Source organism: Micromonospora sp. NPDC047548 (genome assembly GCF_040642975.1).
Taxonomy (GTDB): Bacteria; Actinomycetota; Actinomycetes; order Mycobacteriales; family Micromonosporaceae; genus Micromonospora.
The window spans coordinates 53,989-80,013 of record NZ_JBEYTI010000015.1 but is presented as its reverse complement, the minus strand read 5'-3'; the positions used below and the strand labels follow the sequence as shown (position 1 = coordinate 80,013).

Below are 26,025 nucleotides of genomic sequence, written 5' to 3'. Positions count from 1 at the left end.
CGGTGGCACATACGGCGCTGCGGGCGCTGCGCGATCCCGATACCTCCGACGAGCAACCGTGACGCCCACCCGTTGGGTCTGTGGTGGTGAGATCAGGCGGTGAGGCGGTCGTTGCTGGCGAGCCGTCGGCTGGCCAGGATGCTGGCGGTGATGGTGGCGAGGTAGAACGCGGCGGTGATCATCAGTAGCCAGGTCCACGGGATGGACAAGGTGAAGCCTCGGAGCTTGACGGCGGTGATGACGACTGGTGGCACGGCGATGAGCACGGCGAGTGCGGTGCTGACCAGGATGACGAGCCCGTTCTGGATGAGCAGGACGTGGCGGGCCCATCGTGGGGACAGGCCGATGGCGATGAGCCGGCCGAGGTAACTGCGCAGTGTGATCACTTGGCTGCGGGCGACGGCCATGGTCGTGGCCAGGACGATCGCGGCGAGGCCGAGGACGGCCGTGTAGTAGGCCGGGGGGACCTTGATGGGTTCGGGTGGTTGGTAGATGCCGACCTGCAGCGGGTCGAGTCCGTTGTCGATGGCGGCTTGCTCGGCGGCGGTTGCCTGGGCATCGCTGACGTCGGTGAACACGACCGCCGCAGGAGCGATGGTGAGGTTGAAGCGCTGCGCGGTCGCGCTTAGCAGCAGGCCGCTGACGCCGGCGGTCCATGCTGGTTCGAAGGTGGTGCGGATCGCGGGCAGGGCGGGGCTGGTGGCTATCACCCGGTCGCTGGCCAGGTCGTGTGTGAGGAGCGGCCGTTGGGCGGGTCCGTCATCCCAGACGAGCAGGCCGCCGCGGCGCAGTGTCTGGAGTTGCGCGTCGGTGAGCGGGTGGTTGTTCAGCCGGCTGGCCTGTTCGGGGGTGTCGACTACGAGGACGGCGCCAATGCCGGCGTCCTTAACCGTGACGTGCACCTTGTCGGTCGTCAGGTATCCGGTCTTCACGGGTGGTGCGGCTGAGGTGAGCCGGGCCGAGACGGCGGCGACCACCTCGGGCGAGGAAGGTTGCATGGCACCACCGGGTCCTGAGAGGACCACTTGATGTGGCGCGACGGTGGATACGACGTCGTCCTGCGCGGTAGTGATCAGGGTGGCGAGCAGGGTCATCATGCCCAGCGGGGCGCCGAGGGCGGCGGTGAGGACCGCGACGGCGGCGACGGCTCGGGTGCGGTCGTTGTGCAGCTGCTGGCGGCCCAGGCGCGTGCGAGGTTCGGTGATGGGCAGCAGGCGGATCGCCGCGCCGACCACTTCTGGGGTGAACAGCAGGACCGCCGCGGCGAGGGTCGCCGTCAGCACCATGGCTTTCGGGACGCTGTCGAGCATGCCGATCTGGATGACAATCGCGATGCCCGCGATGACGGCGGCGACGCGACGAACTGCCTTGCTATTGACCCGCCGGCGACGCTCCGCGGCTGTCTGCCTTGGTGCCGCGGCCCCGGCCACTGACGCCGGCACGGGCCGGGGGTGGGCCATGTGCAGAATGAGCGCCGCGATCAGGCACGCCACGGCGGTGACCGCGAGCAACCGCCCGGCCGGGGCGAGCAGGTCCGGCCATGGGGAGACCGGTCCGGGAAGGAATCGGTCTACTACCGGCCGGGCGACAGCGCCGAGGCCAACACCAGCGAGTATGCCAGCGGCAGCTGCGGCCAGGGTCCACACCGTTGTCGCGGCGGCGACACCTGCGGTGGCGGTGGCTCTGCTCATCCCGACCGACGTCATGATCGCCATGCTGCGGCGGAAGCGGCGGGCGTTGAGGCCGAAGACGGTGAGTACCGCCAGCAACGGCAGTGCCAGCGATGGGATGTCGTAGGCGATCGGGAGCCGGTCGGTCCACGACCGGCGGGGTTTCGTCAGCTCGTCTGCCCGGGTCCGCACCGCGGCGGCGAGTTCCCTCTCGACGGCGCCGGGTGATGCCTTGGGCAGGCCATCGGCGATGACGGCGGTCACCGACGCGATCATCCGCTGCTGGTCGCCGCCGTTCCAGGGGTGCCGGTAACAACGGCCCCATGAACACCGTTACGGTGTCCAGTTTGCTGAACACCTCCGGCTCCAGTAATCAGGGTCGTCAGCATGGGCGGAACGGATTGTTGATGCAGGAGGCCCTTTGGCCGGTCTCTCCGCGTCGGTATCGTTCGGCCTGCCAGGCGTCCCAGGCCCGCTCCAGTTGCCGAGTGGATGAGGCGGGCAGGCGCTGGGCGGTGCAGAAGTCCCGGAAGTCCAGGTCCGGCTCGGCCAGACGCCGGCGACGCTCGGCGTGCCGGTCAGGCAGCACCGCCGCGGTGTTTAGATCGGCCACTCGGCGGGCACGGGCCAGCTCGTCAAGATCGGCCGCGACGCGGTCGAGGACCGCCCGCACCCGCGCGAGGGTAACCGTGACGTGAGCGGTGTCCGGCCAGTCGGCGTCCGGTCGCAGGTTGACCGCCGGCGGGTACCCGCCGGCATCCAGTTGGGCCAGCCAGTCCACACACCGCCGTAGCCATTCCACCTCGTCGCAGATCCGCTCAGCGATGCTATCGCGGCCGTTCAGCTCGGCGTCCTCATCGGAATCGGGGTCTTCCGGCGCCGGCCAGCCCGCCGCCCGCAGCTCACCGAGCGTCGAGTCCAGCGCGTCCGGGTCGGCGGCGGCCACGATCTGATGCACCCGCGAGGGCGACAGCCCGGCCGCTTTGGCCAGAGCGCGGATCGAGACCCCTTCGGCGCGGGCCGAGACCAGCGCCCACCCGCGTTCCCGCTCGGCCTGATCCAGCCGCCACACCGCCCGTGTCACCCGCACCAATACCCGCCGCCGACGGCGGCCCGCCTCAACCCGCTCGTTGATCGTTGTCACACGAACAGCCTGCCAGCAGCGTTCAGAAAACTGAACGTCGTAACGGTGTTCATGGGGCCGTTGCTACCAACACCCCGACTCCCGGCCAGGGCAGCACAGGTGGTCGTGGTCGATTGGCAGGGGGACCAGGCCGACTGACTCGCGCCACGCGGAGTCGCCGCAGATTCCGCACCCACCGCCCTGCTCGCGTAGCAACTCCCGGTACCGCGCCGCGGTGATCCGGTGCCGCAGCAACGCCTTCCTCGGCGTCTCAAGGCAGCACATCTCGACGGTGCGGTAGGTGGGGATCAACCCGAGCGGGCGAGCGTCGCCGACGACCACCTGCCGGATTCTGAAGGCCGGGTACGACAACCGTAAAGACCTGAACCCGGACGGCTTCGTTGGACAGGTCATGACGGATCAGGTGCGGCTGACAGACCCGGCCCGCTACTACGAGGTGTTGGGGCGGGTCATGTCCGCCCTGCGCGAGAGCCAGGCCCTGCTAGCCGGCGACCCGCGAGTCGGCCAGCCGACCCAGACGTCGCACCTGTCGCGCAACCCGGTCGGCTACTTCGAGACCAGCCGGTCCGGTCGAACCGGCGGCTGACGAACCAAGGGCGGGGCCGGACCGGCCCCGCCCGGCCTTCGAGGTCGCCCGCCTGTTCGGTGGGGAGGGGCGCTGACCGGGCGGGGTGATTCTGCGGAATGACCCGCCGCAAGATCAATTATTGATGCCTCCATAAGTGATCTTATATAGACGCCGGGTCAGGTAGGGCTGTTCTTCGGGGAGTTCGCAGTAGCCTCGCCGGCGCCGACATCACCCTGGACGACGCGCTCCTCGACGAGATCGACGCGATCGTCCCGCCCGGCACCGACGTCGGCCAGCTCGACATGGCCTACGCGCCGCCCGCGCTCAGGCGCGTCGCCCTGCGACGGCGGCCAGCCGACGAACGCGGCGCCGACTGACCCCGAGGCCGCCGAGCTCGGCGTATTCTTCCCCGGCGCGAAGCCGCGTCATACGTCGATGTCCCGCAGGACCCACTTCTCCCGGAATCGACGGGGAGCTCGTACCCGCGATCTCCCGAGGAGGACGGCCAGTAGCGCGACGAACAAGGCCGTATCGATCGCGAGTAGGGCCATGTTCGCCGCGCTCCGCTCCACATGATCGTGATGGGCGGAGGCGGTGGGTGGGTTCGCCCGAATCCCGAATCCGATCGTCCCGGAAGCCTCCCCTCCGTCGGTGAACACCGCGTGATAAGCCACCGAGTACGCGCCGTCGAGCGCGGTGGGCAGCGGCATCGTCAACCGGCGGCCATCGACGGTGAATGTCTCCGAGGCGGCTGGCGCGCCGTCCGGCCGGGTCACCGCCAGGTGGGTTGCGTCCGGATCCACCAGCCCGTCGAAGACAAGGACCAATGCCGGCGGCACCGCAGCGAGCCAGCTGCCGTCGGCGGGGGAAGCCGAGACGAGCGCGGCTTCGTGGCCTGGTGTGGGAGACGTGGTCACGACCGTGGCGGTCAGCAGCGTGATGACCAAGCACGCGATGAGGGCCCGCGCGCCCATACCTTAGATCCCGGCGCCGGAGGCCAGCGCGACACGGTCCCCGAACTTGTGCGGCCGGCAGCTGCAAGTCATCGCGCTTGCCTCGGTCTCGGTCGGGCGCAGGTGCCGGTATACGGCGACGACCATGGGGAGGAAGACCACCGTGTTGTAGAACACGTGCAGCTCGACACGGGGCGCCACGAGCTGGAGCAGGCTGGTGGGCACTGGCTGCCCGGCGATGAAGTGACCCGTCTGCGCCTGTACGAGCAGGAGCAGGTGTTCGAGGTGATGCCAGAACTGGATTGCGAGCGCCGCGGTCCACCAGCGGCGTGCCGAGCCCTGGAACCCGCTTCTGAGCAGCCACAGCCCGGCCAGCATGACCAGGGCGTACCCGTAGTGCAGCCACTCGGACGAGATCAGCCATGGGAACGGCATTCCCAGCACGCCCCGGGCCTGCGGTCGCGGCCAGCCGAGGTACCAGATCTGGACGGCCTGGACAAGATGCTCGGCCCAGTGGGCCAGGACCACGGCCATGAATATGTTGAGGGCGGCCCGGTGGTGGCGGGTGTTGACGCTGAGAGCCAACGTCTTCCTCCTAGGTCAGGATCATGGTGAGATCCGGGGGACGAGACAGGTGGGTCCGCATGACGCCGTGCAGCCGGTCGGCGGACACCTCGCCCACTCGCCGCGGCCAGTCCCGGCGCTCGGCCTCCGGTTGCAGGCCCAGGTCCTGCCAATAACCGGAGAGGGTGAGCCGCGACTCGCCGGACGACCACAGCGTCCGATGCTCGGCCACCGTGTGTGCGACGGCAACGGCGCACTCGGCCGGAGTGGGGCGGCAGCCGGTTACGAGTTCCCTGACGCGGGCCGTCGCCTCGTCGACACGGTCCGCTGGGACCCGTACGGACACCTGCCACAGGCCGCGTTCCGGGCCGGAACGCAGCATCGCCCACGGCGAGTAGCTCCACCCGCGTTCCTGACGGAACGTCCGCATCAGAAGCGACCGATAGTGGCCGCCGAGGATGCGAGCAGCCACGGCGAGCGATGGAAAGTCCGGATGGGTCCGGGGCGGCGTACGCCAGCCGAGCCGGACCAGCGCACTGGCTTCGCTGGCCACGTCGAGACGCAGGGTAGCCGGGGTCGTGGCGACGGGCTCTTCGGCAGTGGCCACGACGGCGTGGGCACCTTCGGTCAGTCCGGCGATGGCCCGCTCCACCGCCGGGTCCGGGACGAACGGGCTGACGAGGGTGGCGGTCGCCGGTCCGAGGCCGGGGAACGACGGGGACACGGCGGACATCGCCTGGGCCATCTCCTGGTACAACTCCGGCCAGGACGGCGGAGCGGTGTGCAGGGCCAGATCGGCGATGAGATCGGCCGCGCTCTCGCTGTCCGCGCTCATCCACTCCCATACCGCGACGACCTCGTCGGCTGCGGCGCGGGCCAGTTCCGCCGGCGGCGGCGTCTGGAGTGCGGCACGAATCAGATCCGTGGCCGCCGCGAGCCGCTCGGGGACCACCGTGACGTACACCGCGATGCCGTGACCGTCGGCCGAGACGGTCAGCAGAGCCCCGAGGGTGGTCAACCGCGTGTGCAGGGGCAGCCCGTCCACCGGGAGTTCCGGCACTGCGGCGCGCAGCAGGCGAGCTGCGACTAGACGCTGAGCAGTAGTCCCGGACTTCACCCGGATGCGCAGCCGAAGCCAGGCGAGATCGGCGCTGGGGCGCAGCAGAGTCACCGAACCGGTCATGACCGCGGCCCTCTCGTCAGCAGGCGGGCCGGGGCGGCGGCGAGGGCCGCCGCGGCGGCTCGGACCTCGGCGGGATCGGTGGCCGCGAGCAGGCCGGGAATCTGTAGGGCACGGTTGGCGTCGCCGTACACCAGTTCGGTGGTCGCCATGATCTTGCTCTGCTCTGCGGGGTCGTCCCACGCTGCGAAGAACCGGACCGCCAGGGTACGGGCGGCGGCCGCCACTGCGTCGGCATCCGTGTCGTGCGCGAGCGACCGCAGCACCTCACGTACCGACGGCACCCAGGATTCAGGGTCGAGGTCCGCCGAGTGGTGTATCTCGACGACGAACGGGAGCGGGGCCGCGATGCCCCAGGGGTCACCGAACGGGCCCACGTACGCGCTGACCTCCAGCGCCTCGATCTGTTCCTCGAGTGCGCCACCGTGGTCTCCGACCAGGATGTCGGCGAGCACGGTCGTCGCGATGTGGCCCCAGCTCATCGGTTGATCGGGCAACGACCAGGCGATCGCGGTGGCCTGATGCGGCTGCCGCGGCGCGATCAGCGCGTACGGCGCCGCGGGGGTGAGCACCGGAGTAGGCCCGGGGGTGTGGTCCTGCACCGGGACGGCCGCCTCACGTTCGGCCACGCCCAGCACGGCCATCAGGGGGGCCGGGTCAGCGGCACAGATGGCCAGGACCGCGTTGTCCGCTCGGTAATGCCGGCTGAAGAACGCCGTCAGGGCGGCCTCGTCGACCCGTCTCAGCGACTCCAGGTCGCCGTACCCGTTATGGGCCAGCTCTGGCGAGTCGTAGAGTGCAGCCGGCAGCCACAACCAGGGAAAGCCGCCCATGACGGTGCTGTCCATCGCGGCCGAGATCTCGTCGCCGACGATGGTGGCCTCGGTAGCGATGCGGCGCGCGTCGATCGCGGGCTCACCTAGGATCTCGAGCAGGCGGTCCAACAGGGTGGGAGCTTCCTCGGCGACGACTTGACCGTGATACAGCGTGAGATCGGGCTGAGTCACCGCGTTGCAGCTGCCGCCGGCGGCACTGAGCCGCTGTGCAGCGGCCGTCTCCTGACCACAGGTGACGTGTTCGGCGAGGTGCGCCAGGCCGGACCAGGCCGAGGTCTCGCTCCGGGAGCCGACGCGCACGGCGAGGGTGGCGGACACGACCTCGCTGTCCGGCGTTGCGCGCACCAGGACACGCAACCCGAATGGCAATACGGCTCGGAATTTGTAAATTCCTGATGACTTCGTATGGCTATCTACGCTTAGCATCGCCGCCAATATAGCGAACCCGCTCAAGCGTGTCTAGAGTCCATGTAGATGTGCGCACCCTAGCGCTTCCGGAGCGAGCAGGCAAGGGCTATTCGCAGATTCGATTGGTTGCACTTCTGTGGTGATGTATGTAGATTACATTTTGCGACTGCCATCCAAACCTGTGAAGGGGTTCTGATGACACTGTCCATTCCGGGGTATGACCTGCGCACCCAGGTCCGCGCCCGCGACATCCAAATGGCCGCCAGCGCCGATCTCAGCCGTCGGGTTCTGATGGTCTCCGGGGCCATCGACACCAAGGACCACGACGTCGCGGTGACCTTCCTGCTTCCCGAGCCGGGTCGCTGGCAGGTCATCAAGTCCGAGACCAACCTGTCCGACGCGTCGTGGCTGACCTGGCAGATGACCGCAGGTGAGGGCGTCCATTTCGTGCAGGACGAGCAGGCGATGGTCGTCTCCCAGCAGTTCGCGAAGACGTTCATGACGCCAGACCAGAAGCGGATCACGTTCTACGACGGTGAGGTCCGTCCGGGCGAGGCGGTGCTCAAGATGTTCACAATTGAGTGCACCAAGCGTCGCGGTGACGCTTCTCACGCCCGTTTCTCGCCGGCGCCTACCGAGAGCCCGAAGAAGATCAAGGACATGGTTGACGACTACGTGGCCAACGGCATGCCGAAGAAGCCCGTTATCGAGGTCGTCGTTCCCGTGACCTTGATCGGCTGATTTTCTGAAATAGATTCCAGGAATGGTCGCGGGGGGCCCGCGGCCATTCCTGGACTTAGTCGTAAGAGCGCAAATGGAAAACGGGTTCAAGGTATTTCTGGCCGCACGCACGGTCAGTATTTTCGGCGACCGGGTGGCTGGTGTCGTTCTGCCACTCGCGATTCTGGCGGCAAACGGTTCGGCGCTCGCCGCCGGGTTGGTCGCCGCGGCTCTGCGACTTCCGGCGGTCCTGGCCGCCCTGCACCTCGGCGCGCTCGTCGACCGGTTCGACCGGCGCACTCTGATGATCTGCGCCGATGTGGTCGGCGCTGTCTCGTTCGTCGCGATCGGTGCTGAGATCGTGCTCGCCGACGGGCGGCTGCCCGTGCTGGTTCTGCTCGCGCTTCTCGCTGGCACCGCGGAGACGGTGTTCAGCACGGCGTCCGGCAGCTACCTGCCGAAACTGGTCGACGAGAAGCAATTGATGCGGGCCAACGGCCTGGCCGAGGGATCGGACGCCGCCGCCACCCTGGCTGGTCCCGCTGCGGGTGGATGGCTCTTGCAAGCGTTCGGTCCGTTCGTGGCCTTCCTGACCAACGCCGTCAGCTTTCTTACCTCCGCCCTACTGCTCATGTGGCTGCCCGGCAACCGCCCGCCCACCCGAGCCGACGAGGCCGCCGACGAATCCCTATTCGCCGGACTGCGCCTGATCACTCACCAACGGTGGCAACGGCTGCTGCTCACCGCCGCGTGTTACATGCATCTGCTGACCGCCGTCGCATTCCTGCCGCTGCTGGTGCGCATGCGCGACGAGCTGGGACTCGACCCGGAGACCATCGGCCTGGTCATCTCCGCAGCCGGCGTCGGCGGCCTGATCAGCGGCCTGTACATCGCCCGCTGGTGCGAGACCCGGCAATGGCCGCTGCTGCTGGCCGTCGTGCTCGGCGTCAACGGCGCTGCGGCCGGCTCTTTCGCCCTACTCGGCGGCGCCGGCTGGCTGACCCTCGCGGTGCTGATCCTCGATGGCGCCTCGGCGCTCGCCTTCATCATCGTGTCCGCGACCCGTCAGCGCATCACCGCTGACCACCTTCGCGGCCGGGTGCTGGCGGCGGGCGGCGCGGTGACCGCGCTCGTCCGGCTTCTCGGCATCATCGCCGTCGGAGCGCTCACCGAACGGTTCGGCCCGAATCCCGTCTTGATCGGGCTTGCGCTCATCGGTATTCCGTTCATTTTGCTCCTGCTCACTGCCTCCCACAGCTCCGGCTTCGCCGCCGAGGATTCAGAAACGCCCGCCACCTTCAGACAGACCGTCGGAACGGAGTAGCGTGACCGTCTTTCTGCCCCCGCCCGAATTTCTCGAATCGCCGCGCGGACGCCAGTTCGGAGCGCCGCCGCCGCGGTACCGAACCGACGCGCTGCCGTCTACCTCCAGCGTGGTGATCGTCGGTGGCGGACTCGCGGCCATCGGTCTGGCCGGCACTCTCTGGCATGCCGGCATCCGTGACTTCGTCATTGTGGATCGATCCAGCCGGCTGGGCGGTCAATTCTTCGATCGAGCCGACACCCTCGGACAACGGGTCCTGCGCTCGCCGTACGACCACCATCCCGGGGCGGAAGGCTACCGGGATTGTGAACTGCTCGACTTCGCTCGGCTGCGCTGGTCACTGCTGACCGAGGGAGAGCGCCTCCAGGTGCGGATGGCTCAGGCCGGACATCGATCCGTAGTACCGATGGACGTCTTCGAGGCGTACTGCGACCACGTCGTCGCTCTCCACGGCCTTGCCTACCGAGCCTGGCAGGGTGATGTGCGGCAGATCGACCCCAATGACGACGAGGTGCTGGTACGGACGTCGCTCGGCGACATCCGGGCGGAGAACGTCGTCCTGTGCACCGGCGAGGAATCGGTGACCGCCCCGGCGGACTGGTGGCCCGGCGACACCCCGCCCGAGGGCGTGGGGTACTGGTCCGAGCCGGTGGGCGTGGCAGACGGCCCGACCGTCGTGGTGGGCGCCGGCCTGAGCGCGGCGCACGTGGTGAGTAAGGCATTGGCCGCCGGCGGACAGGTGCACTGGGTCATCCGCGAAGTGGCGGAACGGTACCAGTGCGCGGACGTCAACGCTTCGTTCTTCCGAGCCGAGGGCCGATCGCGCTTCCACGGCACCACCTGGCAGAACCGGCTCCAGATGATGGGGCAACACCGGCGCGCCTCGGTGATGTTCGAGTTCCGGCCGGCCCTCACCGCAGCGGAGGAACGCGGCAGCCTGGTCGTCCACCGCGGCACCGGCGTCACCGCTGTGCACGGCAGGACCGATGGCGGTCCGGCTGCCGTGGACCTCTCCGACGGCACGTCGGCGAGCGGCCACCAGGTCGTTCTCGCCCTGGGCACCCGCCCACTGATCGGCGCGGAACTGCTGCCCGCCGACGTGGTCTGCGCCCGGGACGGCTGGCCCGATCTCGACGAGGTCTCCCTTGCCTATCGTGCTGCCCCGCGGGTGTATGCCCTGGGCGCGGCCGCCTGCATGGTTCTGGGCCCGGCCGCGCGCAACATCGACGGTCATCGGGTCGGAACCTCGCGGATCGTGACCAGCATCCTGTGGCAGCTGGAAACCTCTACGCGACGCACAGAGGTAACGCATGTCTGAGCTTCGATACGCCGACCCGGCTGAGTTCGACCTTCCCTACCTGGACGTCGATCCGATATCCGAGGCGGGCCTGATTCTCCTGGGCCTGGACGCCGAACGGATCCTGGCCATGCTCGGGTTCGCGACCCTGGCAGCCGATCCCGGTGCTGCGGTGCTGGTCGTGGACTCCGCGTTGCACAACGGCGAGTTCAGGATCTCGTTCTCGGCGGCGGTCGCGGCGGGCGGCGCGGAATGGCGCCGCCACCGGCCGGCGTTCGCCGCCGCGGACGGCAACCGGTTCCGGTCCGGATCTCCTCGTGAAGCTTGGGCCGCGATGTACGACGTCGCCCGAGCCGCCGTCGCGGAGAATGCCGGTTCGACCACCGTCGCCTGCCTGGCAGCCTGCTGGTTCCGGCGTGAGGAAATCGATCAGGTGACTCGTGTTCGATGAGGCCCTGCGCGGCTGGGGCATGCCGCACGACTTCATGGAAAAGCACTGGCGATGCTCGCCGGCTGCGGGCCGGCAGAACCCCGACGCCCCCGGCGTTCCGGCGCCCGTACAGGTGCGGGAACTCCTCTCCTGCGGCCTGCGTGCCGACCGGGTCACTGTCTCCACCACGGGCCGGCTGCATCACCCTGCCGAGTTCACCGTGGAGCGGGTCATCTCGGGCCGGACGGTGCCCGACGTCGTCGACCCCGACCGGCTCTCCGGCCTCGTCGAGCAGGGCGCAACCGTGATCCTCGCTGACGGTGAGCACTGGATGCCGTGGTCGATCGCCCTCGCGGCACTCCTGGCCGAGGAGTCCGGCTGTGAGATCCAGGCCCATGTCTTCATTACCGGCGGCAAGCAAGCCGGGCTTGTTCCGCACGTCGACGGCGAGGACAACTTCCTGCTGCAGATCGACGGGAGCAAGAGCTGGTCGCTCTGGCCGAACCAGGGCGGCGTGTCTGCCCGTCATGTCGATCCCGACCAGTTGGGCCCGCCCGCGATGACGGTGGACCTGCATCCGGGAGACTCTCTGTACATCCCCGTGGGTTGGGTTCACGCTGCCGTCGCCGGTGATGAAGGCTCGATGCACATCACGTACCAGGTCGTTCCGGTGAGGCTGTCGGACGCCCTGCTGGATCAGCTCGCCGAGGAACTGGAGCCACTACTGGGCGAGGACCTCGCCCCGATCGGTGCAAGCCCACCGCTGGCAGCGAACATCGCCGAGGAACTGGTGGCTTCCATCGTCGGCTGTCTGCAACACCGGTAGGTGCTTAAGGTCATCCGGCCGTTCAGCAGCTTACCTGGAACGTGGCCATCATCGCCCTGTCCTCGCAAGGGTGACGCCAGTGTTGATTTCCGGAGTCGCCTGCACGGGGGTCCGTACTCCTCTGCACGCGTAAGGGAGGAGGGCGGGATCCCGCCAGCCCGTCGGTACAGCGCGGGGTCCCGCCTGGGGGCCGGTCAGTTGTCGGTGCTCAGGTGGTCGAGGAGCCAGCCGGTCAGAGCGCGGGTGGCGCCAGCGAGGACGCCGGTGATCACTGCGAGGGTGATCCGGATGCGGCGCGGCTGGGGGCCATGGGGGTGCTGCGGGGATCGGGTCATCGGATGCTCCCTGGATGTCGGAGACGAAAGCGGAGCCAGCGCCGGCTTGCGTATTCAGATTCGGCCCGTCTCGCGAGGGCTGACCTGAGTGCCGACGAGTGTCGAGCAGCCCGCGACTGGTGGCGGTGGGGCATCATCGGTCGGCGATGAATGCCGACAAGTCCCGACGAGTGCCCCGCCCGCCTACGGCGGCCGCCAAGCGCGCCCCGGTGCGCCGCCCGCGGAAGCTGGCCCGGCCCGAGCTCGACGCCGGGCCGCAGCGGGATGTCCGCGATCTGCTCTACGACCTGCGCGAGAAAGCGGGCAGGCCCGCGCTGGAGGATCTGGAGAAGCGGATCGCCGGCGATGACCGCCTCGACGGTTCACCGAAGAAGGGGTGCCGGTAACAACGGCCCCATGAACACCGTTACGGTGTCCAGTTTGCTGAACACCTCCGGCTCCAGTAATCAGGGTCGTCAGCATGGGCGGAACGGATTGTTGATGCAGGAGGCCCTTTGGCCGGTCTCTCCGCGTCGGTATCGTTCGGCCTGCCAGGCGTCCCAGGCCCGCTCCAGTTGCCGAGTGGATGAGGCGGGCAGGCGCTGGGCGGTGCAGAAGTCCCGGAAGTCCAGGTCCGGCTCGGCCAGACGCCGGCGACGCTCGGCGTGCCGGTCAGGCAGCACCGCCGCGGTGTTTAGATCGGCCACTCGGCGGGCACGGGCCAGCTCGTCAAGATCGGCCGCGACGCGGTCGAGGACCGCCCGCACCCGCGCGAGGGTAACCGTGACGTGAGCGGTGTCCGGCCAGTCGGCGTCCGGTCGCAGGTTGACCGCCGGCGGGTACCCGCCGGCATCCAGTTGGGCCAGCCAGTCCACACACCGCCGTAGCCATTCCACCTCGTCGCAGATCCGCTCAGCGATGCTATCGCGGCCGTTCAGCTCGGCGTCCTCATCGGAATCGGGGTCTTCCGGCGCCGGCCAGCCCGCCGCCCGCAGCTCACCGAGCGTCGAGTCCAGCGCGTCCGGGTCGGCGGCGGCCACGATCTGATGCACCCGCGAGGGCGACAGCCCGGCCGCTTTGGCCAGAGCGCGGATCGAGACCCCTTCGGCGCGGGCCGAGACCAGCGCCCACCCGCGTTCCCGCTCGGCCTGATCCAGCCGCCACACCGCCCGTGTCACCCGCACCAATACCCGCCGCCGACGGCGGCCCGCCTCAACCCGCTCGTTGATCGTTGTCACACGAACAGCCTGCCAGCAGCGTTCAGAAAACTGAACGTCGTAACGGTGTTCATGGGGCCGTTGCTACCAACACCCCATGAGAGGGGGGCGCCCTATGCCACGAGCCGGTAGTCGGACCGGCGTTCGCCGGCGTCCGGCGAGCTGGGCTTGTCGGGGTGTTGGTAAGAACCGAGACACCCGGGGCCAAATCGTTGATCTTCATAGCCCGCCTGGAGCGGTCGGTGGTCGGTGAGCTGGTGTCCCGTTAGGGGATCGTCCACCGGGCACCCGTTGAGGTGGCCGGCCCGGGCGTTCCACCGCTGGTCAGTTGATCCCGTAAGACCTGCCCGGTGAAATGCCCGGTCAACGGGGGCCAACCGGTACAGTGACGCCATGAATGGCCTCAAGATCGGCTATGCCCGGGTGTCCACCGACGAGCAAGACCTGAGCGCGCAGTTGGCCGCGCTCGCCGAGCTCGGCGTCGGCACTGACCGGATCTACGTCGACAAGGGCCTGACCGGAACCAACCGGGCCCGGCCGGGTCTGCGCGAGGCCCTCGCGGCGTGCCGGGCCGGCGATCAGCTGGTCGTGACGAAACTGGACCGACTCGCCCGCTCGGTCACCGACGCGCACGACATCGCCACGGAGCTGACCACCCGACAGGTCAAGCTCAACCTCAGCGGGTCCATCCACGACCCGACCGACGCGATGGGCAAGCTCCTGTTCACCACCTTGGCGATGATCGCTGAGTTCGAGGCGGACCTGACCCGACTGCGAACCCGTGAAGGCATGAAGATCGCCAAGGCCAAGGGCCGGCTGCGCGGCAAGGCGCCCAAGCTGAGCGCGAAGCAGGAAGCTCACCTGGTGGCCCTACACAAGGCTGGCGAGCACACCAGTGCCGAGCTGGCCGAGCTCTTCGGCGTGGCCCGCTCGACGGTCTACCGCGCGATCGAGCGCGCCGCGGCCGCGAAGCCGGACCAACTGACCGCAGCGCCAGCCCACTGAACCTGAAGGAGACCCCGGTATGCCCTACAGCCGCCCGAAGTCCGCCGAGGACACCGTGCACGAGCCGGTTTTGATGCCCTGCCCCTACGACCGCGACGCTGCCGAGCGCGCCGTCGCAGCGCTCGAGGACGACAAATGAGCGGCCTGCCCGAGGACATCGCCACGCAGGTGCGGCAGCTCGCCGAACAGCTCCACGATGTGCTGGGCAAGCAGATGGCCGGGGCCGATCCGGCGCCGGAGGCACAACTGCTGTGGCAGGCCGCGAAGCTGGTCAACACGGCCGCCGGCGGTCTGGACTACGCGACCGGATCGCCAGCCGATCAGCGGTTCTCCCGCTGGTGGGACGTCGCCGACATCGGCTCGGACATCGCGGGTACGGCGATGCAGATCGCCGCGCAGGGCCTGACGGTCGAACACGCTGCCGCCCAGGCGGAGTCGTTCGGGGCGCTGGACGCCGGATTCACCACGACCATCGGCACGGCGACCGTGCGGCTCTACCCGAAAGACGAAGAGTCGACCCAGACCCTGACGGTCACCGTCGACGCCGACCCGCTGCACCCGCTGACCGTGACCGCCGACCACGGGGCGGCGCCGACGCCACGCCCGTACACGTCAGCCAGCCTGCTGCGCGTCGATCAGGCGATGCGCCGGCTCGGGCAGGCGCTCGGCGGTGTCGTCGACCACCAGGACGACGACACCGCCTGATCGACGGCCCCGCGCACGGCGCTGAACACCCCGCCGAAAAAGGGGTCTACTGATGTTCTCGTGGGTCGGTTTTCATGATCGTCCGGGGAGTGGCGGGCACAGGCCGCCGCGGCGGAGGTTGGCCATGGTGATCAGGGCTTTCGCGCTGTGGTAGCCGTATGCCTGGCGGGTCAGTACCCGTAGGTGGACGTTGTTGGCCTCGACGCGGGCGTTGGACAGTCCGCTGTCGAGCATGTTGTGGATCGTAGGGAGGTGACGGCGGATCGAGCGGGCGAGTTTGACGAACGGGGGCAGCTTTGACCGGCTGGCCCAGCGCAGCCAGCCCTGTAGCAGGAGCTTGCCGTCGGCGCCCTTGACCGCGATGATCTGCCGGAACTGTTCTTTGAGTAGGTAGGCCCGGTATAACGGCTTGTTCGTGGCCTGGATCGACGCGAGGGTTACCTTCTGCTTGTCGGTCAGGTTCGGCGGGTTCTTCCACAGCGCCCACCGGGCGTCTTTGAGCTGGCGGGACTGCTCGGTGGCGCGGCCTTTGCCGCCGCGGGCGGTGTTCCACACCGCCCGGCGCACCTCGTCGAGGGCGTCGGTGACCCATGCGACCATGTGATAGGGATCCAGACAGCGCACCGCCCGCGGCGCGCGTTGTGCCACGACGTCGCCGATCCAACCGGCGGCGTCGGCTGACACGTGCGTCAGCATCGCGGCCCGCTCAGGGCCCAGCTCGTCGAAGAACGTGTGCACGGTCGCCTTGTCCCGCCCGTCGGCGGCCCAGACGAGGCGGCCGGTGTCGTGATCTACGACCAGGGTCAGGTAGCGCTGACCCTTGCGATAGGCGACCTCGTCGATACCGATACGGGTCAGCCCGGCCAGCCGGTCGGTGCCGGCCAGGGCCTCGTCGACGACCCGGTTGACGATGCCGATCACGCTGCGCCAAGCGATACGCAGCAACCCGGTAACCGCCGAGGCGCTGGTGCGTGCGGCCAGCCACGCCGCGGTGTCCTCGAACGCGGCCGTGAACCGGGCGCCGTGACGCGCCCACGGCACGCTGATGACCGTCGGCCCGTGCACCGGGCAGTCGACCCTGGGCACGGCGGCGTCGATCACCACCCGCAGAGTGCCGAAGTCCAGATGCCGCCACCGCCGCCGTCCCCACCCGCGGTCGTACCACGGTGCCCGGGCCTGGCAGCGCCCGCACCGGCGCGTGGCGCCCTTACGTGGCCGGGCCGCGACGACGAGGACCTCGCCGTCGGCGTCCTCATCGAGGCGCACGTCCTCGACGACCGCCCGATCGAACCCCGCCTGCCGATGAAATACCCTGGTCAAACGCACGCCGTGTTCCGATCTTTGGTTCCTGACCTTCGACAAGCCAGAAACCTAGACGGGACACGGCGTGCCCTGTTGATCAGGGTCGCAACCCACCCACGAGAACGTCAGAAGAGCCCGAAAAAGGGCAAGGGCCCGACGCCGAGAAGCTACGCGGCGGCCGGCAAGTGCATGGGTGAGTCGGGTTTAAGATGGTCCTTGGGCTGGCCCAGTGCGCTAACGTAGCGTATGCCAGTTATTGATCTGGATGCGCCGCCGCGCAGCTCGCCGCCTCTGCGGCGCCCGCACCCTCGGTTTGTCATTGCAGCCGGCGTGATGCTGGGCCTTGGCGTCCTCACCGGCGAGCCTGCTGGAGGACCCTTGCGGGTTGATACGACGTCGGTTTGCGGACCTCCTACGGTTGAAGCAGACAACACGGCGACTTCAACAACCTCGTGGTCGAGCGTCGAGCTCACCATCGATCCTCAGGCCGGCCGTATCGTTTCGGTGCGGTGCCACACTCCTTAGCTCGCTCTGACACGGAGCCTGCTCGCGTGGGGAGGCCTTGGAGTTCCCACGGCAGACTGCGGTCGGCAGACCGTGAAACGTGGAAGGGCCCGGACGACCCGGGCCCTTCCACGTTCCGCTCGTCAGATGGAGCTCATCGTCGAGCGATGTAGGTGATCGTCTCCGGGGTCGTGAGGTTCACGGTCGTGTAGGGATTGTGCGTCCAGTCGAGACCGTTGTAGCGAAAAGTACCGATCTTGTCGCCGGTGGCGTACCGGTACACGCTCGACCAGGTGCCGTACAGGGAACCAGTGCCGGTGTAGCCGTTCGGGCGGCCGTTCAGCATGCAGAGACTGGTCGTAGAGCACCCCGGGCTGAGGAAGATGAGCGCGGCCGGGGTGAACGTGCTCTCGGTGTCGATTGCGGCCAGGATCTTGCCGGACTCGGAGTCGACGAGCAACTGGACCTTGTGTCCGGATTTCGCGATCCTGTCGATCTACTCCTCGCTCTGCGACCCAGCGAGGGACCACAGCATCTTCGTGTAGTCGGGCACGAGGATCGACTTGTTGGACGGTGAAAGCCTGTCGTCGGCGCTCGCGCTGGTAGCGCCGAGCCCGAGGACGAGAGCGATCGCCGCCAAGGCCGTCATCAGCATTCGGCCGGGCGAGAGGAAGGTGCGCTTCATGCCGCCTCCTGTTCGGGGGCAGCAGAGTCCTCGCCACACCCATGGCCCCCGTAATCATGAGTGAGCGTCCTGATACTGTCAGCAATCGTTACTTCTGTCTATTGCCATGTGTTACTCCTCGCGACTCCACCACGGGCAGGGGCCCTGGCGCGGTGTCGGGGGTACAACGATCTTGCCTAACGGGACTTCTCCGAGCGTTGGTCCTCAAGGGCCTCGGCGATGTCGTCGACCACCAGGACGACGACACCGCCTGATCGACGGCCCCCGGTGATCCCGCCCGCGCGCAACCTGCTCAGCGCAGCGGTTCCAGGTCCTCGTCCTCGTCGTCGTCGTCCGGTTCTTCGGCGTTCAGCGCCAGGGCCTCGCGCAGCCAGCCCAGTTCGTCGGGGTAGAGCGCCACGGTGGTCCACCGGCGGATGGCCGCGTCGTCGTCGAGGTCATCGTCGCCCTCGTACTCGCCGGGCAGTTTGACGGCGATCCAGATGTCGTCGCCGAGCAGTTGCGCGGCCGCGCGTAGCCGCACCACGGTGGGGTCGGTAGTAAGGCTGTGCCGCGGATCGAGGTCGTCGAGGTCGATGCCGTGTGCGGTGTCCATGTCGTGCTCGGCTACCAGGCCGGCGGTGCAGACCACGGCCAGGTGCGGGCGCTGCTGGGCCGGGGCGTGGGTGGCGTCGGCGAGGTTGGCGTAGGCGTCGAACGCGGCCTGCGGATGCACGGTGAGCAGGTCACCGATCTGCCACCAGTCCCAGCCAGCGGCCAGCGCGTCGCGGACGACGCTGTGATGCAAGTGCTGAGCGGCGGCGGTGAACCGGCCGGTCAGGGTCGTGGCCTGCTTGAAGTCGCCGGCGGTCGCGGCCTCGGTGGTCGCGGTCAGGTCATCGGTGAAGGAGCAGCCGTACTGCTCGCGGAACGTCGCGGTGTGCGCGCCGGTGCGGGTGGAGGTCATCGTGGCGGTCCCTCGCTGCTCGGGGTGGTCGGGTCATCATCGCCGCCGGCCGGATCCGGCGTGGTCGTGGCGCGCAGGGCGAGCCGGTTGGCCATGTTGAGGCGGACCTCGCCATACGGAGAGATGTTGGACCAGAACAGCGGGGTCAGACCGCGCCGGTCGGCCGAGGTCAACTCGACCATGTCCTCGGCCAGGACGTCCTGAACCATCAGGGTGTTGACGTACACCACGGCGGCCTGCAGCACCCGCAGGCACAGCACGGACAGCTCCTGCTCATCGCGCCGGTTGGCGGGGATGTCACCGCCCTTGCCGAAGTAGATGATCGAGTTACCGGCGTTCCACGACTCCGACACGTTCAACCCGGCGTTGATCTCCCGCTGCAAGTCCCGATCACGCAGGTAACGGGCCACGAAGATGCTGCGCTGCGCCCGGCCGACCTCCAACATGGCCTGATAGGTCGGGTGCATCAGGTTGGTCTGCTGGAAGCGGCGCAGGATGGCCGCGGTCTGCGCCGAGCGGGTCCGGATCGCCGTCGCGTACTTGATCATCTGGTCGTACTGGTCGGCGATCAGGTGCCAGCGGATCGGCCGATTCATCAGCGCGGCGCCGAGCTGCGGGTAGGCGTCATTGGCGCTGGCCCGGTAGAGCCGGACCCGGTTGATCGCCTTGATCCGTGGCAGCAAGTCGAAGCCGAGCAGCCGGGTGAGGCCGAACCCGATGATCGACTGGCCGTGCGTGTCGACGTAGTTGGCCTCGACGTCCATGGCGGTGCCGTGGTGCATCGCCCCGTCGATCATCGCCGCGACCTCGGACGCGGAGCAGTTGATGACCTGCGAGTGGATCACCATGGACTTACGCTCGACGTGCCAGTAGATCAGCACGCCGCGGCCGCCGTAGCGGGAGTGGTACTCGGTGAAGATGTTCGCGTCGAACGCGCCGAAGTGCGTCGAGTCCGACGCCACGGTGCTCGACCCGGCGCCCCAGATGCTCTGCTGCCGGGCTCCGAAGGTGGCGTTGGCGATGTCGATCGCCAACGCCCTCACCAGCTCCGGATTGAGGTAGCGGCGTCGCACGTAGTACAGCTCTTCCTCGCGGTGGCCGTGCTCACCGGCCGCCACGGCGCGGATGCCGGTGTTCGTGCCGTAGGCGTAGAGCACGAGCAGGAGCCGCTCGAGTAGCTGACCACCGGCGGCGTCCGCGCGGCCGAACATGGAGCCGATCGTGGTCCCGCAGTCCGAGCGCAGCACCGCCTCCTTGAGCACGTCGATCAGCGGGACCGTGCCCCACCGTCCGGTGATGACCTTCTTGAGCCGGCCCAGGTTGACCGGCTCGGGCAGCGCGTCGAGCGGGCTGAGCTTGACCGAGCCCTGATTACCCGGGCGAGGACGGATCTCCAGCCAGTCCAGCGGCATCGCGTCGTTCAGCGCGCCCAACTCGGCGCGCATCTCGCTCTGCAGGGCGTCGATGAACATCGCCGGGTCCAGCGGCTTGCGCAGCGCCTGGTAGTGCTCGGTGCGCCGCACCTCGAAGTCGCGGGGCAGGTCCTCGTCCGGGTTGCGGAACTCCATCGCCCCGACCACCCAGACGCCCTTGCACCTGAGCTGGTCGCACAGCGCCTCGAAGGTGCGGATCTCGTACACCGTGCGCACCGCGCGGCGCCGGCCGCGTCCGTCGACCCGGTAGGCCAGCTCCGCCCAGTCGCCCGTCAGCCCGGGGTGCGTCGGTACCGTCTCCCCGGCCGGGTAGTACGTCAGGTCGGTCTGCGACCGGTAGCGGCGCACCAGATGCAGCGCGTCGAGGACCGGCCGGTGCGAGTTGTCGCAGCGGAACTCCAGCACCTCCAGCAGCGCGATCAGGCCCTTGCGGTAGTGGTGGGAGTACGACGCCCGATACGTGGTCTGCACCGTGCGCCGATACGTCGACCCCGACGCCTTGTACTCGGCCACCAGGTGACGCAGGTTGTCCTCCCCGACGACCGGGAACACCACCTGCCGCACCGTGTCGTCCGGCCGGGCCGTGGCCGCCTCCGCCACCCGAAACAGCAGGTTCTCCTTGCCCTGGACCCGCCGGAACTCCGCCACCAACTGCTTGGTCACCCGCCGGTCCGCGCGGGCCTCGATCGCATGGACCGTGCGCAGCAGCAACGTGACCAGCGCATCGGTGATCTCCCAACTGCGGCAGTGCACCAACGCCGCCAGCAGCGTCAACGTCACCTCCACACTGTGCGTGCGCAGGTGCGACGGTGACTCCACCGCCGCCCGGGCCCGCCACGCGGCGAGGACCTTCGGTGCGACGTCGGCGAACAACCCCGCCGGCAGGCCGATCGCCCGCACCGCTTCCAGCCGGGAGATCTCCGTGAGCATCGACGACAAGCTCACGTTCCCCGTCGCCGCCTTAATCAACGCCAGCACGCTCGGATCAGCATCGTCGACGTCGGTGTCCGCCACCGCGACCAGTGACAACAGCCGGGCCCGTACGTCGGCCGACAGCCGGCCGGCGATCCGCTCGGCGAGGAGCTTCTCCGCCTGGTGCAGGCCCGACCGCACGATCTTGTCCACCCGGTCCGGCGTCGGCGGCTCGATCGACCGTGCTCGCAGCTCGGCCAGCACCGCATCCTTGGCCAGCTCGAACCGGCGTTCCTTCTGCGCGTAGTCCCCGGCCAGCCAGTCGGTCAGCTTCTCCGCGTCGACGACCGTGCACTCCCGGAACCCCAGATGAGCGCGGATCTCGGCCCGATGTCGCTTGATCGTGCGACCCGCCCACTCGTAGAAGCCCAACGAGCCTGCCTCGACGCCCAACTGCCGCGCGACGAACTCCACCACGTCCTCGTGCAGCTCCCCCCGGACGCGTGGGAACCGACCGAACCGGCCGTAGAACTTCAGCAACAGCGCAAAGCCGAGCTGCGTATCGCGGTGCTTCGCCGCGACCAGGTCCTGCTCAGCACCGACCAACGTCCAGTGCTCAACCAGGTCCCCAAGACTCATCAAAGGACGTTTCACAGCCGGAGATCATTCCGACACCCAACACGCCCCAACAGCCCTCACACCTAGATCATCTTTTTGGCCCCGGGTGTCGCGGTTCTTACTAACACCCCTTCCAGTGCAGTGTCGCGGTGGCCAGGACGGTGGAGAAGTTGCGGGCGGTCGCGTCGCTCAGCGACGCCCAGGTGCCGTTCGCGGCGAGGATGCGCGGTGTGGCGCCGAACAGGTCCCGGGCGACGCCGACGACGCGTAGCCGGTCGTTGCCGGAGAACACGGTGAACGACTCGACCGGCCCGAGGACCCGCCGCAGCGCGTCGGTCACCAGCACCTCACCGGGTTGGCTGGGCCACCGCCCTTCCCGCAGCTGGTAGCGGCGCGGAAACGGGTCAGCCGGCCAGGGGGCCTCGGTGTAGAGGGTGAACGGCGGTCGGGCCATGTCGGGGCGCACGTCAAACGAGGCCAGCGTCACCACCGCCTCCGACGCCCCGCCGCCTCGGGCCGCCCCTGCCAGTTGCTCGACCACATGGGCGTCACCCGGCCGGATCCGGGTGACGTCGGTCAGATCCATCTGCGAATCGAAACGCCCGAGATCGCGGTCGGTGACCTGCCGTGGGGACAGCGTGAACGCGTTCAGCGTGACAAACACCGCGACCAGCAGTGCGGCCGTCACCGCGACCAAGAACGTGGACCGGCCCAACGACCTGCTACGCACGAATCTGCGCGCCACCGACGCGACCAGCCGGATCCGCACGTCAGGCTGTCCTCTCCGCCGCCAGATCCCGGCGAACGACGCGGCCATCGACCATCTCGTACACGGTGTCGGCGTACTCGCGGCACATCATGTCGTGGGTGCAGACCACCGCCAGGGTGCCCTGGTCGCACAGCTGCCGCAGCAGCACGAACAACGCCCGCGAGTTGGTGGAGTCCAACGCCCCGGTCGGTTCGTCGGCGAGCAGCACTCGCCGGTCGCCGACCAGCGCCCGGGCGATCCCCACGCGTTGCCGCTGCCCGCCAGACAACTGGCCCGGCAGGCGACCTCCCAGACCTTCCAACCCGACCCTCGCCAACTGCTGGTCGGCCTGTACGAGGGCTTCCCGATAGGGCACACCGGTGACTTCCAGCGGCAGCGCCACGTTCTCCCACGCCGTGAACTCCTCAATCAGGTTGTGGTCCTGGAAGACCACCCCGACGCTGGTCAGACGCAGCCGCGCCCGCTGGTCCTCGTTGAGCCGACCAACATCGGTCGACTCAACGAGGATCCGGCCGTCATCCGCCTGATCCAGCCCCGCGACGAGGTTCAGCAACGTCGACTTGCCTGACCCGCTGGCGCCGAACACGCAGACGAACTCGCCCGCCCGCGCCCGCAGGTCCGCCTCCCGCACGGCCCACACCGTCTCCGAACGGGTCACAAAGCGACGGCTGACACCCTCGACGGCGAGCAGGGTCTCAGCGGCGTCGGCCGGCGAGATCAGCACCCGCGATCGGTCCGCCACGACGACAGTTCGTCACTGTCGAAGACGTTGATGTTGTCGTCCTCGGTCAGCTTCGCCATGTTCCTGCACGCACCTCCGCCGTCGTGGTCGTAGTACCAGGCGGCATTCGTGCTCGTCCGGTTCTCCCACGAGTCCATGTGATCGTTGGCGGCGGCACTCACATTCGAGATACCTCCACCGGGACCACGCGAACCCAGGAATCCGACCCAGCTGTTGCCATCGTAGATGCAGACCAGGTTGGATCCGCAGAACGCGGGATTTCCGGCCGACGCGGCGGCCGGGAACGCCAGCCCACCGGCCGCGATCACCGCCCCCGCCAGCAGCACTTTGCTGATACGCACGCGCTCTCCCTCCGTGAGCCCGACAGCCTAACGACCACCAGGCAGCGACATTGCATGTGCAGAACGTAATTTGCCCATTCCAATGAGTCAATGGATCGAACGTGCTGCGCCTTGCGAAAGGTGAACCTCGCGACATGACATATATTCACGCCGTTCGGCCGACGGGAATTCCACTGAAAGCAATTTCGCAAAGGTGACGACGACCGTCTCGGGTCGCGTCGTCACCTTCCCGACGCTGGTGTCAACGCAGCCTGCTCGATGCCCTGGTTGGGCGTGCGCGGGGACCGGCATTTCCTGTGGGAGTGCTGGCCGCGCCGCGCATCGGTCATCGGCTCTTTACGGTTTCGCGCCATGCGGCTCCCGGCATTGCCGGTTTGCGGTCTTCAGCGCTGGGTGAGCAGCTGGTCGTACGGCGCGAGGTCGGGCGCTGGCCGCCGGTCGGCGGGCAGCGCGGCAATCTGCGCGGCGAGGCGCTGCCGGGCCAGTTGCGGTGGCAGGAGTTCGGGCAGCGCCTTGTAGATCGTGCTGCGCGAGACGCCGACGAGCTTGGCGATGGCGCTGATGGACCGGTCCGGCTCCGTGAGCAGCTGGCGGGCGTAGGCGAGCTTCTCCGGAGTCATCGCCGGCGGCCGGCCGAGGCGTTGGCCGCGGGCGCGAGCGGCGGCCAGGCCCTCGTTGGTGTTGGCCACGATGATCGTGCGGATGAACTCGGCCAGGGCGGCGAAGACGTGGAAGACAAACATGCCGCCGGCGGTGGTGGTGTCCAGCTTCTCGTGCAGCGACAGGAAGCCCACGCCTTGGCGCTTGAGCCGGCCCACGATGCCGATGAGGTCCTCCAACGAGCGGCCGAGCCGGTCCAGCGACACCACAGTGAGGGCGTCACCGGGTCGGATGTAGTCGAACATTCGGTCCAACTCCGGCCGGTCGGTGTTCTTGCCCGAGGCCTTGTCGAAGAAGCAGCGCGCGCAGCCGGCCACGGTCAGCGCCGCTTCCTGGCGAGCGAGATTCTGCTCCCGGGTCGACACCCGGCCGTACCCAACGAGCACCCCGGACAGTGGAGCCGGCGCGAGAAGGTCACCTTGGGCGGACGTGGGCGTGATCATGCCGTTCAGCGTGTCCGACAAACCCGCGACCGGCTTGTTGGACACGCCGGCTTTCTGGACAGGTTTGTTGGACAGCTCCGACCGGCCGGCGTCGAGCTTCCTGATCTTGTCCGTGAATCGACCGTTTCTTAAACAAGATCAGCATAGACCCGGGATCGCGGGTTGCCCCGTCAAGCCACCGGCCGACCCGGCGGGCCCTTACCGCCAATTTCCGTTCCGTTCTTCCTCAACCCCCAACTTGCGGTAGTGCGGCCAGGCGTGCCAGCGGTAGTGCGGATTGATGGTGCGCTGTATTTCGCTGGTGAAGCGTGCGAGCGCGGGGCCTGGGCGTAAGACGCCGGCGACAACTTCGCGGATGTCCTCGGGAATGTCGAGGTGGTGGCGTTGTCCGGTTCGGATTTCCGTGAAGATCGCGGTCAGGGCGGCGTCGGTGATCGGCTCGGCATTGAGATTGTCGGTCATCGCCTGGTGGCGCCAGTAGGGTGAGGCTGATGTGCCCCGCGGGCCGTAGTACTTCGCACCGAGCCAGCCCAGAAGGCCCGCGAGGCCGTCTCGGCGCCGCCCGCCCCCGAGCCCCCGCCCCGTCACTGGGGCATGTAGATGACCGGCAGGTGCCCGTCGGTGCCGTACAGCGCGCCCTCCCGGGTCAGGATCGACGCCCGGTGCTCCAGCGCCGCCATCGCCGTGGTGGCCAGGTCAGCGCGGCTGGTGACCCCGCGCCAGTAGGACAGCTCCAGCCAGTCCTCGCCCCAGGTGGACAGCACCGCGCAGGCGTCCATGCGCAGCAGCACGTGCAGGTCCTCCCGGTCCTTGGGGTTGGTCACCAGGGCCAGGGCCTCGGCCACGGTGACGGCGGTGATGCCGAACCGCTGCCGGTCCTCGATGACCTCACCCACCGGCTCGGTGGCGTGGATCGACCCGGCCAGGTACGCCAGCACCGCCGAGCGGTCCAGCACCAGAGTGACCGGGCGCTCCTCGTCGGGGGTCACGCGGCCGAGGCTGGCCGGTCGCCCCCGACCAGATCGTCCTGCATGTGCTCGCGGACCCGCTCACGTACGGCGTCGTAACGCTCCGCAGGCCATTCCGCCTCCACCCTGCGGCGGCGGGCGCGGGCCTCGGCCATGCCTTCCTCAGTGAGCTGGACGCCCCTGCGGGCCTGCTCAGCGCGGAACTGGTCCACCGCCCTGCGGTCGCGAACGGCCTGGGTGATGTACGCCGAGGCGTTGGGCTGCTCGGCCAGGGTTGCGGCCACGTCCTGGGGGACGGAGATCGACAACTTCCTCACGGGGCTGGTCATACCGGTTAGCGTACGCCAGTAGCACCAAACACGTATAGCAACACCCCGAACTCACGCAGAAACCGCAAGGCTGCCTAGGGCAAGTGCTATCAGGCCAACACCCCGTGGCTGGCCGGCTATCTCGCAGGTTATGAAGCTGGCTCCAGCCGCATGGCGGGACCTCCATGCGGCTGCCGGCGAACCTCTACCCCGGACCGCGGCCGGGATGGAAG

General features: G+C 68.5%; 30 protein-coding genes. 9 read left to right on the top strand and 21 right to left on the bottom strand.

Annotated features, from left to right (window positions below; all coding sequences use genetic code 11):
• Positions 1-92: 92 nt before the first annotated feature.
• From ABZ807_RS17700 to ABZ807_RS17690, 3 genes are all read right to left on the bottom strand, one after another.
• On the bottom strand, positions 93-1,934 hold the full coding sequence (locus tag ABZ807_RS17700; protein WP_357158494.1) for a hypothetical protein: 1,842 nt from the start codon (positions 1,932-1,934) through the stop codon (positions 93-95).
• Between the two features lie 118 nt (positions 1,935-2,052).
• Positions 2,053-2,814: a hypothetical protein gene (locus tag ABZ807_RS17695; RefSeq protein ID WP_357158453.1), complete on the bottom strand. Its 762-nt coding sequence runs from the start codon at positions 2,812-2,814 to the stop codon at positions 2,053-2,055.
• A gap of 63 nt (positions 2,815-2,877) precedes the next feature.
• On the bottom strand, positions 2,878-3,135 hold the full coding sequence (locus ABZ807_RS17690) for an endonuclease domain-containing protein (protein WP_357158491.1): 258 nt from the start codon (positions 3,133-3,135) through the stop codon (positions 2,878-2,880).
• 70 nt (positions 3,136-3,205) lie between these two features.
• Here ABZ807_RS17690 and ABZ807_RS17685 point away from each other — a divergent pair, with 70 nt between their 5' ends.
• Positions 3,206-3,400 carry a hypothetical protein gene (locus ABZ807_RS17685; protein WP_357158488.1) on the top strand — a complete coding sequence of 65 codons (195 nt, stop codon included), beginning with the start codon at positions 3,206-3,208 and terminating at the stop codon, positions 3,398-3,400.
• Positions 3,401-3,807: 407 nt separating this feature from the next.
• Here ABZ807_RS17685 and ABZ807_RS17680 read toward each other — a convergent pair whose 3' ends face one another.
• The 4 genes from ABZ807_RS17680 to ABZ807_RS17665 form a co-directional block, all read right to left on the bottom strand.
• Positions 3,808-4,356, bottom strand: coding sequence for a copper resistance CopC family protein (locus ABZ807_RS17680; protein ID WP_357158485.1), 549 nt, complete (start codon positions 4,354-4,356; stop codon positions 3,808-3,810).
• A 3-nt stretch (positions 4,357-4,359) separates the two neighbouring features.
• Positions 4,360-4,869 carry a hypothetical protein gene (locus ABZ807_RS17675; protein WP_357158704.1) on the bottom strand — a complete coding sequence of 170 codons (510 nt, stop codon included), beginning with the start codon at positions 4,867-4,869 and terminating at the stop codon, positions 4,360-4,362.
• A 61-nt stretch (positions 4,870-4,930) separates the two neighbouring features.
• Positions 4,931-6,082: an insulinase family protein gene (locus ABZ807_RS17670; RefSeq protein ID WP_357158482.1), complete on the bottom strand. Its 1,152-nt coding sequence runs from the start codon at positions 6,080-6,082 to the stop codon at positions 4,931-4,933.
• A complete protein-coding gene (locus ABZ807_RS17665) occupies positions 6,079-7,368 on the bottom strand; it encodes an insulinase family protein (RefSeq protein WP_357158479.1) in 1,290 nt (429 codons plus the stop codon). Before ABZ807_RS17665 ends, ABZ807_RS17670 begins: the two co-directional genes overlap by 4 nt.
• 81 nt (positions 7,369-7,449) lie before the next feature.
• Here ABZ807_RS17665 and ABZ807_RS17660 point away from each other — a divergent pair, with 81 nt between their 5' ends.
• From ABZ807_RS17660 to ABZ807_RS17640, 5 genes are all read left to right on the top strand, one after another.
• Complete coding sequence (locus tag ABZ807_RS17660; RefSeq protein ID WP_357158476.1) at positions 7,450-8,064, top strand: DUF6423 family protein; 615 nt, start codon at positions 7,450-7,452, stop codon at positions 8,062-8,064.
• Positions 8,065-8,137: 73 nt separating this feature from the next.
• Positions 8,138-9,367 (top strand): MFS transporter, encoded by a 1,230-nt coding sequence (locus ABZ807_RS17655; RefSeq protein WP_357158473.1) that lies wholly within the window; start codon positions 8,138-8,140, stop codon positions 9,365-9,367.
• Positions 9,249-10,685, top strand: coding sequence for a hypothetical protein (locus ABZ807_RS17650; RefSeq protein WP_357158470.1), 1,437 nt, complete (start codon positions 9,249-9,251; stop codon positions 10,683-10,685). The genes ABZ807_RS17655 and ABZ807_RS17650 overlap by 119 nt, the downstream gene beginning before the upstream one ends.
• Positions 10,678-11,115, top strand: a complete 438-nt coding sequence (locus ABZ807_RS17645; protein WP_357158467.1) for a DUF6187 family protein — start codon at positions 10,678-10,680, stop codon at positions 11,113-11,115. Before ABZ807_RS17650 ends, ABZ807_RS17645 begins: the two co-directional genes overlap by 8 nt.
• Positions 11,105-11,920, top strand: coding sequence for a cupin domain-containing protein (locus ABZ807_RS17640; protein ID WP_357158462.1), 816 nt, complete (start codon positions 11,105-11,107; stop codon positions 11,918-11,920). The genes ABZ807_RS17645 and ABZ807_RS17640 overlap by 11 nt, the downstream gene beginning before the upstream one ends.
• 194 nt (positions 11,921-12,114) lie before the next feature.
• Here the strand turns inward: ABZ807_RS17640 and ABZ807_RS17635 are convergent, their stop codons facing one another.
• The gene (locus ABZ807_RS17635; protein ID WP_357158459.1) at positions 12,115-12,255 is read right to left on the bottom strand and encodes a hypothetical protein; all 141 of its coding nucleotides are present in this window, start codon (positions 12,253-12,255) and stop codon (positions 12,115-12,117) included.
• A 146-nt stretch (positions 12,256-12,401) separates the two neighbouring features.
• On the opposite strand from ABZ807_RS17635, the gene ABZ807_RS17630 reads away from it, so the two are divergent.
• Positions 12,402-12,641, top strand: a complete 240-nt coding sequence (locus ABZ807_RS17630) for a hypothetical protein (protein WP_357158456.1) — start codon at positions 12,402-12,404, stop codon at positions 12,639-12,641.
• 69 nt (positions 12,642-12,710) lie between these two features.
• On the opposite strand, the gene ABZ807_RS17625 is transcribed toward ABZ807_RS17630, so the two are convergent.
• Entirely contained in the window at positions 12,711-13,472 is a 762-nt protein-coding gene (locus tag ABZ807_RS17625) for a hypothetical protein (protein WP_357158453.1), read from the bottom strand.
• Between the two features lie 372 nt (positions 13,473-13,844).
• Between ABZ807_RS17625 and ABZ807_RS17620 the strand changes: the two genes are divergently transcribed.
• Positions 13,845-14,456: a recombinase family protein gene (locus ABZ807_RS17620; RefSeq protein WP_357158450.1), complete on the top strand. Its 612-nt coding sequence runs from the start codon at positions 13,845-13,847 to the stop codon at positions 14,454-14,456.
• A gap of 135 nt (positions 14,457-14,591) precedes the next feature.
• Positions 14,592-15,161 (top strand): hypothetical protein, encoded by a 570-nt coding sequence (locus ABZ807_RS17615; RefSeq protein ID WP_357158447.1) that lies wholly within the window; start codon positions 14,592-14,594, stop codon positions 15,159-15,161.
• Between the two features lie 72 nt (positions 15,162-15,233).
• On the opposite strand, the gene ABZ807_RS17610 is transcribed toward ABZ807_RS17615, so the two are convergent.
• From ABZ807_RS17610 to ABZ807_RS17555, 12 genes are all read right to left on the bottom strand, one after another.
• Positions 15,234-16,487: an ISL3 family transposase gene (locus tag ABZ807_RS17610; protein ID WP_357158444.1), complete on the bottom strand. Its 1,254-nt coding sequence runs from the start codon at positions 16,485-16,487 to the stop codon at positions 15,234-15,236.
• A 634-nt stretch (positions 16,488-17,121) separates the two neighbouring features.
• On the bottom strand, positions 17,122-17,427 hold the full coding sequence (locus ABZ807_RS17605; RefSeq protein ID WP_357158441.1) for a hypothetical protein: 306 nt from the start codon (positions 17,425-17,427) through the stop codon (positions 17,122-17,124).
• Positions 17,428-17,463: 36 nt separating this feature from the next.
• The gene (locus ABZ807_RS17600) at positions 17,464-17,652 is read right to left on the bottom strand and encodes a hypothetical protein (RefSeq protein WP_357158438.1); all 189 of its coding nucleotides are present in this window, start codon (positions 17,650-17,652) and stop codon (positions 17,464-17,466) included.
• 292 nt (positions 17,653-17,944) lie between these two features.
• A complete protein-coding gene (locus ABZ807_RS17595; protein WP_357158434.1) occupies positions 17,945-18,598 on the bottom strand; it encodes a hypothetical protein in 654 nt (217 codons plus the stop codon).
• On the bottom strand, positions 18,595-21,582 hold the full coding sequence (locus ABZ807_RS17590) for a Tn3 family transposase (protein ID WP_357158431.1): 2,988 nt from the start codon (positions 21,580-21,582) through the stop codon (positions 18,595-18,597). Before ABZ807_RS17590 ends, ABZ807_RS17595 begins: the two co-directional genes overlap by 4 nt.
• Positions 21,583-21,682: 100 nt before the next feature.
• The gene (locus tag ABZ807_RS17585; protein WP_357158428.1) at positions 21,683-22,249 is read right to left on the bottom strand and encodes a hypothetical protein; all 567 of its coding nucleotides are present in this window, start codon (positions 22,247-22,249) and stop codon (positions 21,683-21,685) included.
• Between the two features lie 82 nt (positions 22,250-22,331).
• On the bottom strand, positions 22,332-23,072 hold the full coding sequence (locus tag ABZ807_RS17580; protein WP_357158425.1) for an ABC transporter ATP-binding protein: 741 nt from the start codon (positions 23,070-23,072) through the stop codon (positions 22,332-22,334).
• Entirely contained in the window at positions 23,048-23,413 is a 366-nt protein-coding gene (locus tag ABZ807_RS17575) for a peptidase inhibitor family I36 protein (protein ID WP_357158422.1), read from the bottom strand. The genes ABZ807_RS17580 and ABZ807_RS17575 overlap by 25 nt, the downstream gene beginning before the upstream one ends.
• 383 nt (positions 23,414-23,796) lie before the next feature.
• Positions 23,797-24,516 carry a recombinase family protein gene (locus ABZ807_RS17570; RefSeq protein ID WP_357158419.1) on the bottom strand — a complete coding sequence of 240 codons (720 nt, stop codon included), beginning with the start codon at positions 24,514-24,516 and terminating at the stop codon, positions 23,797-23,799.
• Positions 24,517-24,714: 198 nt separating this feature from the next.
• Positions 24,715-24,978 carry a hypothetical protein gene (locus tag ABZ807_RS17565; RefSeq protein ID WP_357158416.1) on the bottom strand — a complete coding sequence of 88 codons (264 nt, stop codon included), beginning with the start codon at positions 24,976-24,978 and terminating at the stop codon, positions 24,715-24,717.
• Positions 24,979-25,100: 122 nt separating this feature from the next.
• Positions 25,101-25,505 carry a hypothetical protein gene (locus ABZ807_RS17560; RefSeq protein WP_357158413.1) on the bottom strand — a complete coding sequence of 135 codons (405 nt, stop codon included), beginning with the start codon at positions 25,503-25,505 and terminating at the stop codon, positions 25,101-25,103.
• Positions 25,502-25,813, bottom strand: coding sequence for a hypothetical protein (locus ABZ807_RS17555; protein ID WP_357158410.1), 312 nt, complete (start codon positions 25,811-25,813; stop codon positions 25,502-25,504). Before ABZ807_RS17555 ends, ABZ807_RS17560 begins: the two co-directional genes overlap by 4 nt.
• Between the last annotated feature and the right edge of the window lie 212 nt (positions 25,814-26,025).

Coding starts and splice junctions, on each gene's coding strand:
- ABZ807_RS17630 (WP_357158456.1), top strand. CDS start 12,402: ATGAATGCCGACAAGTCCCGACGAGTGCCCCGCCCGCCTACGGCGGCC.
- ABZ807_RS17655 (WP_357158473.1), top strand. CDS start 8,138: ATGGAAAACGGGTTCAAGGTATTTCTGGCCGCACGCACGGTCAGTATT.
- ABZ807_RS17555 (WP_357158410.1), bottom strand. CDS start 25,813: ATGACCAGCCCCGTGAGGAAGTTGTCGATCTCCGTCCCCCAGGACGTG.
- ABZ807_RS17675 (WP_357158704.1), bottom strand. CDS start 4,869: ATGGCCGTGGTCCTGGCCCACTGGGCCGAGCATCTTGTCCAGGCCGTC.
- ABZ807_RS17635 (WP_357158459.1), bottom strand. CDS start 12,255: ATGACCCGATCCCCGCAGCACCCCCATGGCCCCCAGCCGCGCCGCATC.
- ABZ807_RS17620 (WP_357158450.1), top strand. CDS start 13,845: ATGAATGGCCTCAAGATCGGCTATGCCCGGGTGTCCACCGACGAGCAA.
- ABZ807_RS17615 (WP_357158447.1), top strand. CDS start 14,592: ATGAGCGGCCTGCCCGAGGACATCGCCACGCAGGTGCGGCAGCTCGCC.
- ABZ807_RS17645 (WP_357158467.1), top strand. CDS start 10,678: ATGTCTGAGCTTCGATACGCCGACCCGGCTGAGTTCGACCTTCCCTAC.
- ABZ807_RS17595 (WP_357158434.1), bottom strand. CDS start 18,598: ATGACCTCCACCCGCACCGGCGCGCACACCGCGACGTTCCGCGAGCAG.
- ABZ807_RS17680 (WP_357158485.1), bottom strand. CDS start 4,356: ATGGGCGCGCGGGCCCTCATCGCGTGCTTGGTCATCACGCTGCTGACC.
- ABZ807_RS17570 (WP_357158419.1), bottom strand. CDS start 24,516: ATGATCACGCCCACGTCCGCCCAAGGTGACCTTCTCGCGCCGGCTCCA.
- ABZ807_RS17685 (WP_357158488.1), top strand. CDS start 3,206: ATGACGGATCAGGTGCGGCTGACAGACCCGGCCCGCTACTACGAGGTG.
- ABZ807_RS17565 (WP_357158416.1), bottom strand. CDS start 24,978: ATGACCGACAATCTCAATGCCGAGCCGATCACCGACGCCGCCCTGACC.
- ABZ807_RS17590 (WP_357158431.1), bottom strand. CDS start 21,582: ATGAGTCTTGGGGACCTGGTTGAGCACTGGACGTTGGTCGGTGCTGAG.
- ABZ807_RS17600 (WP_357158438.1), bottom strand. CDS start 17,652: ATGAAGCGCACCTTCCTCTCGCCCGGCCGAATGCTGATGACGGCCTTG.
- ABZ807_RS17670 (WP_357158482.1), bottom strand. CDS start 6,082: ATGACCGGTTCGGTGACTCTGCTGCGCCCCAGCGCCGATCTCGCCTGG.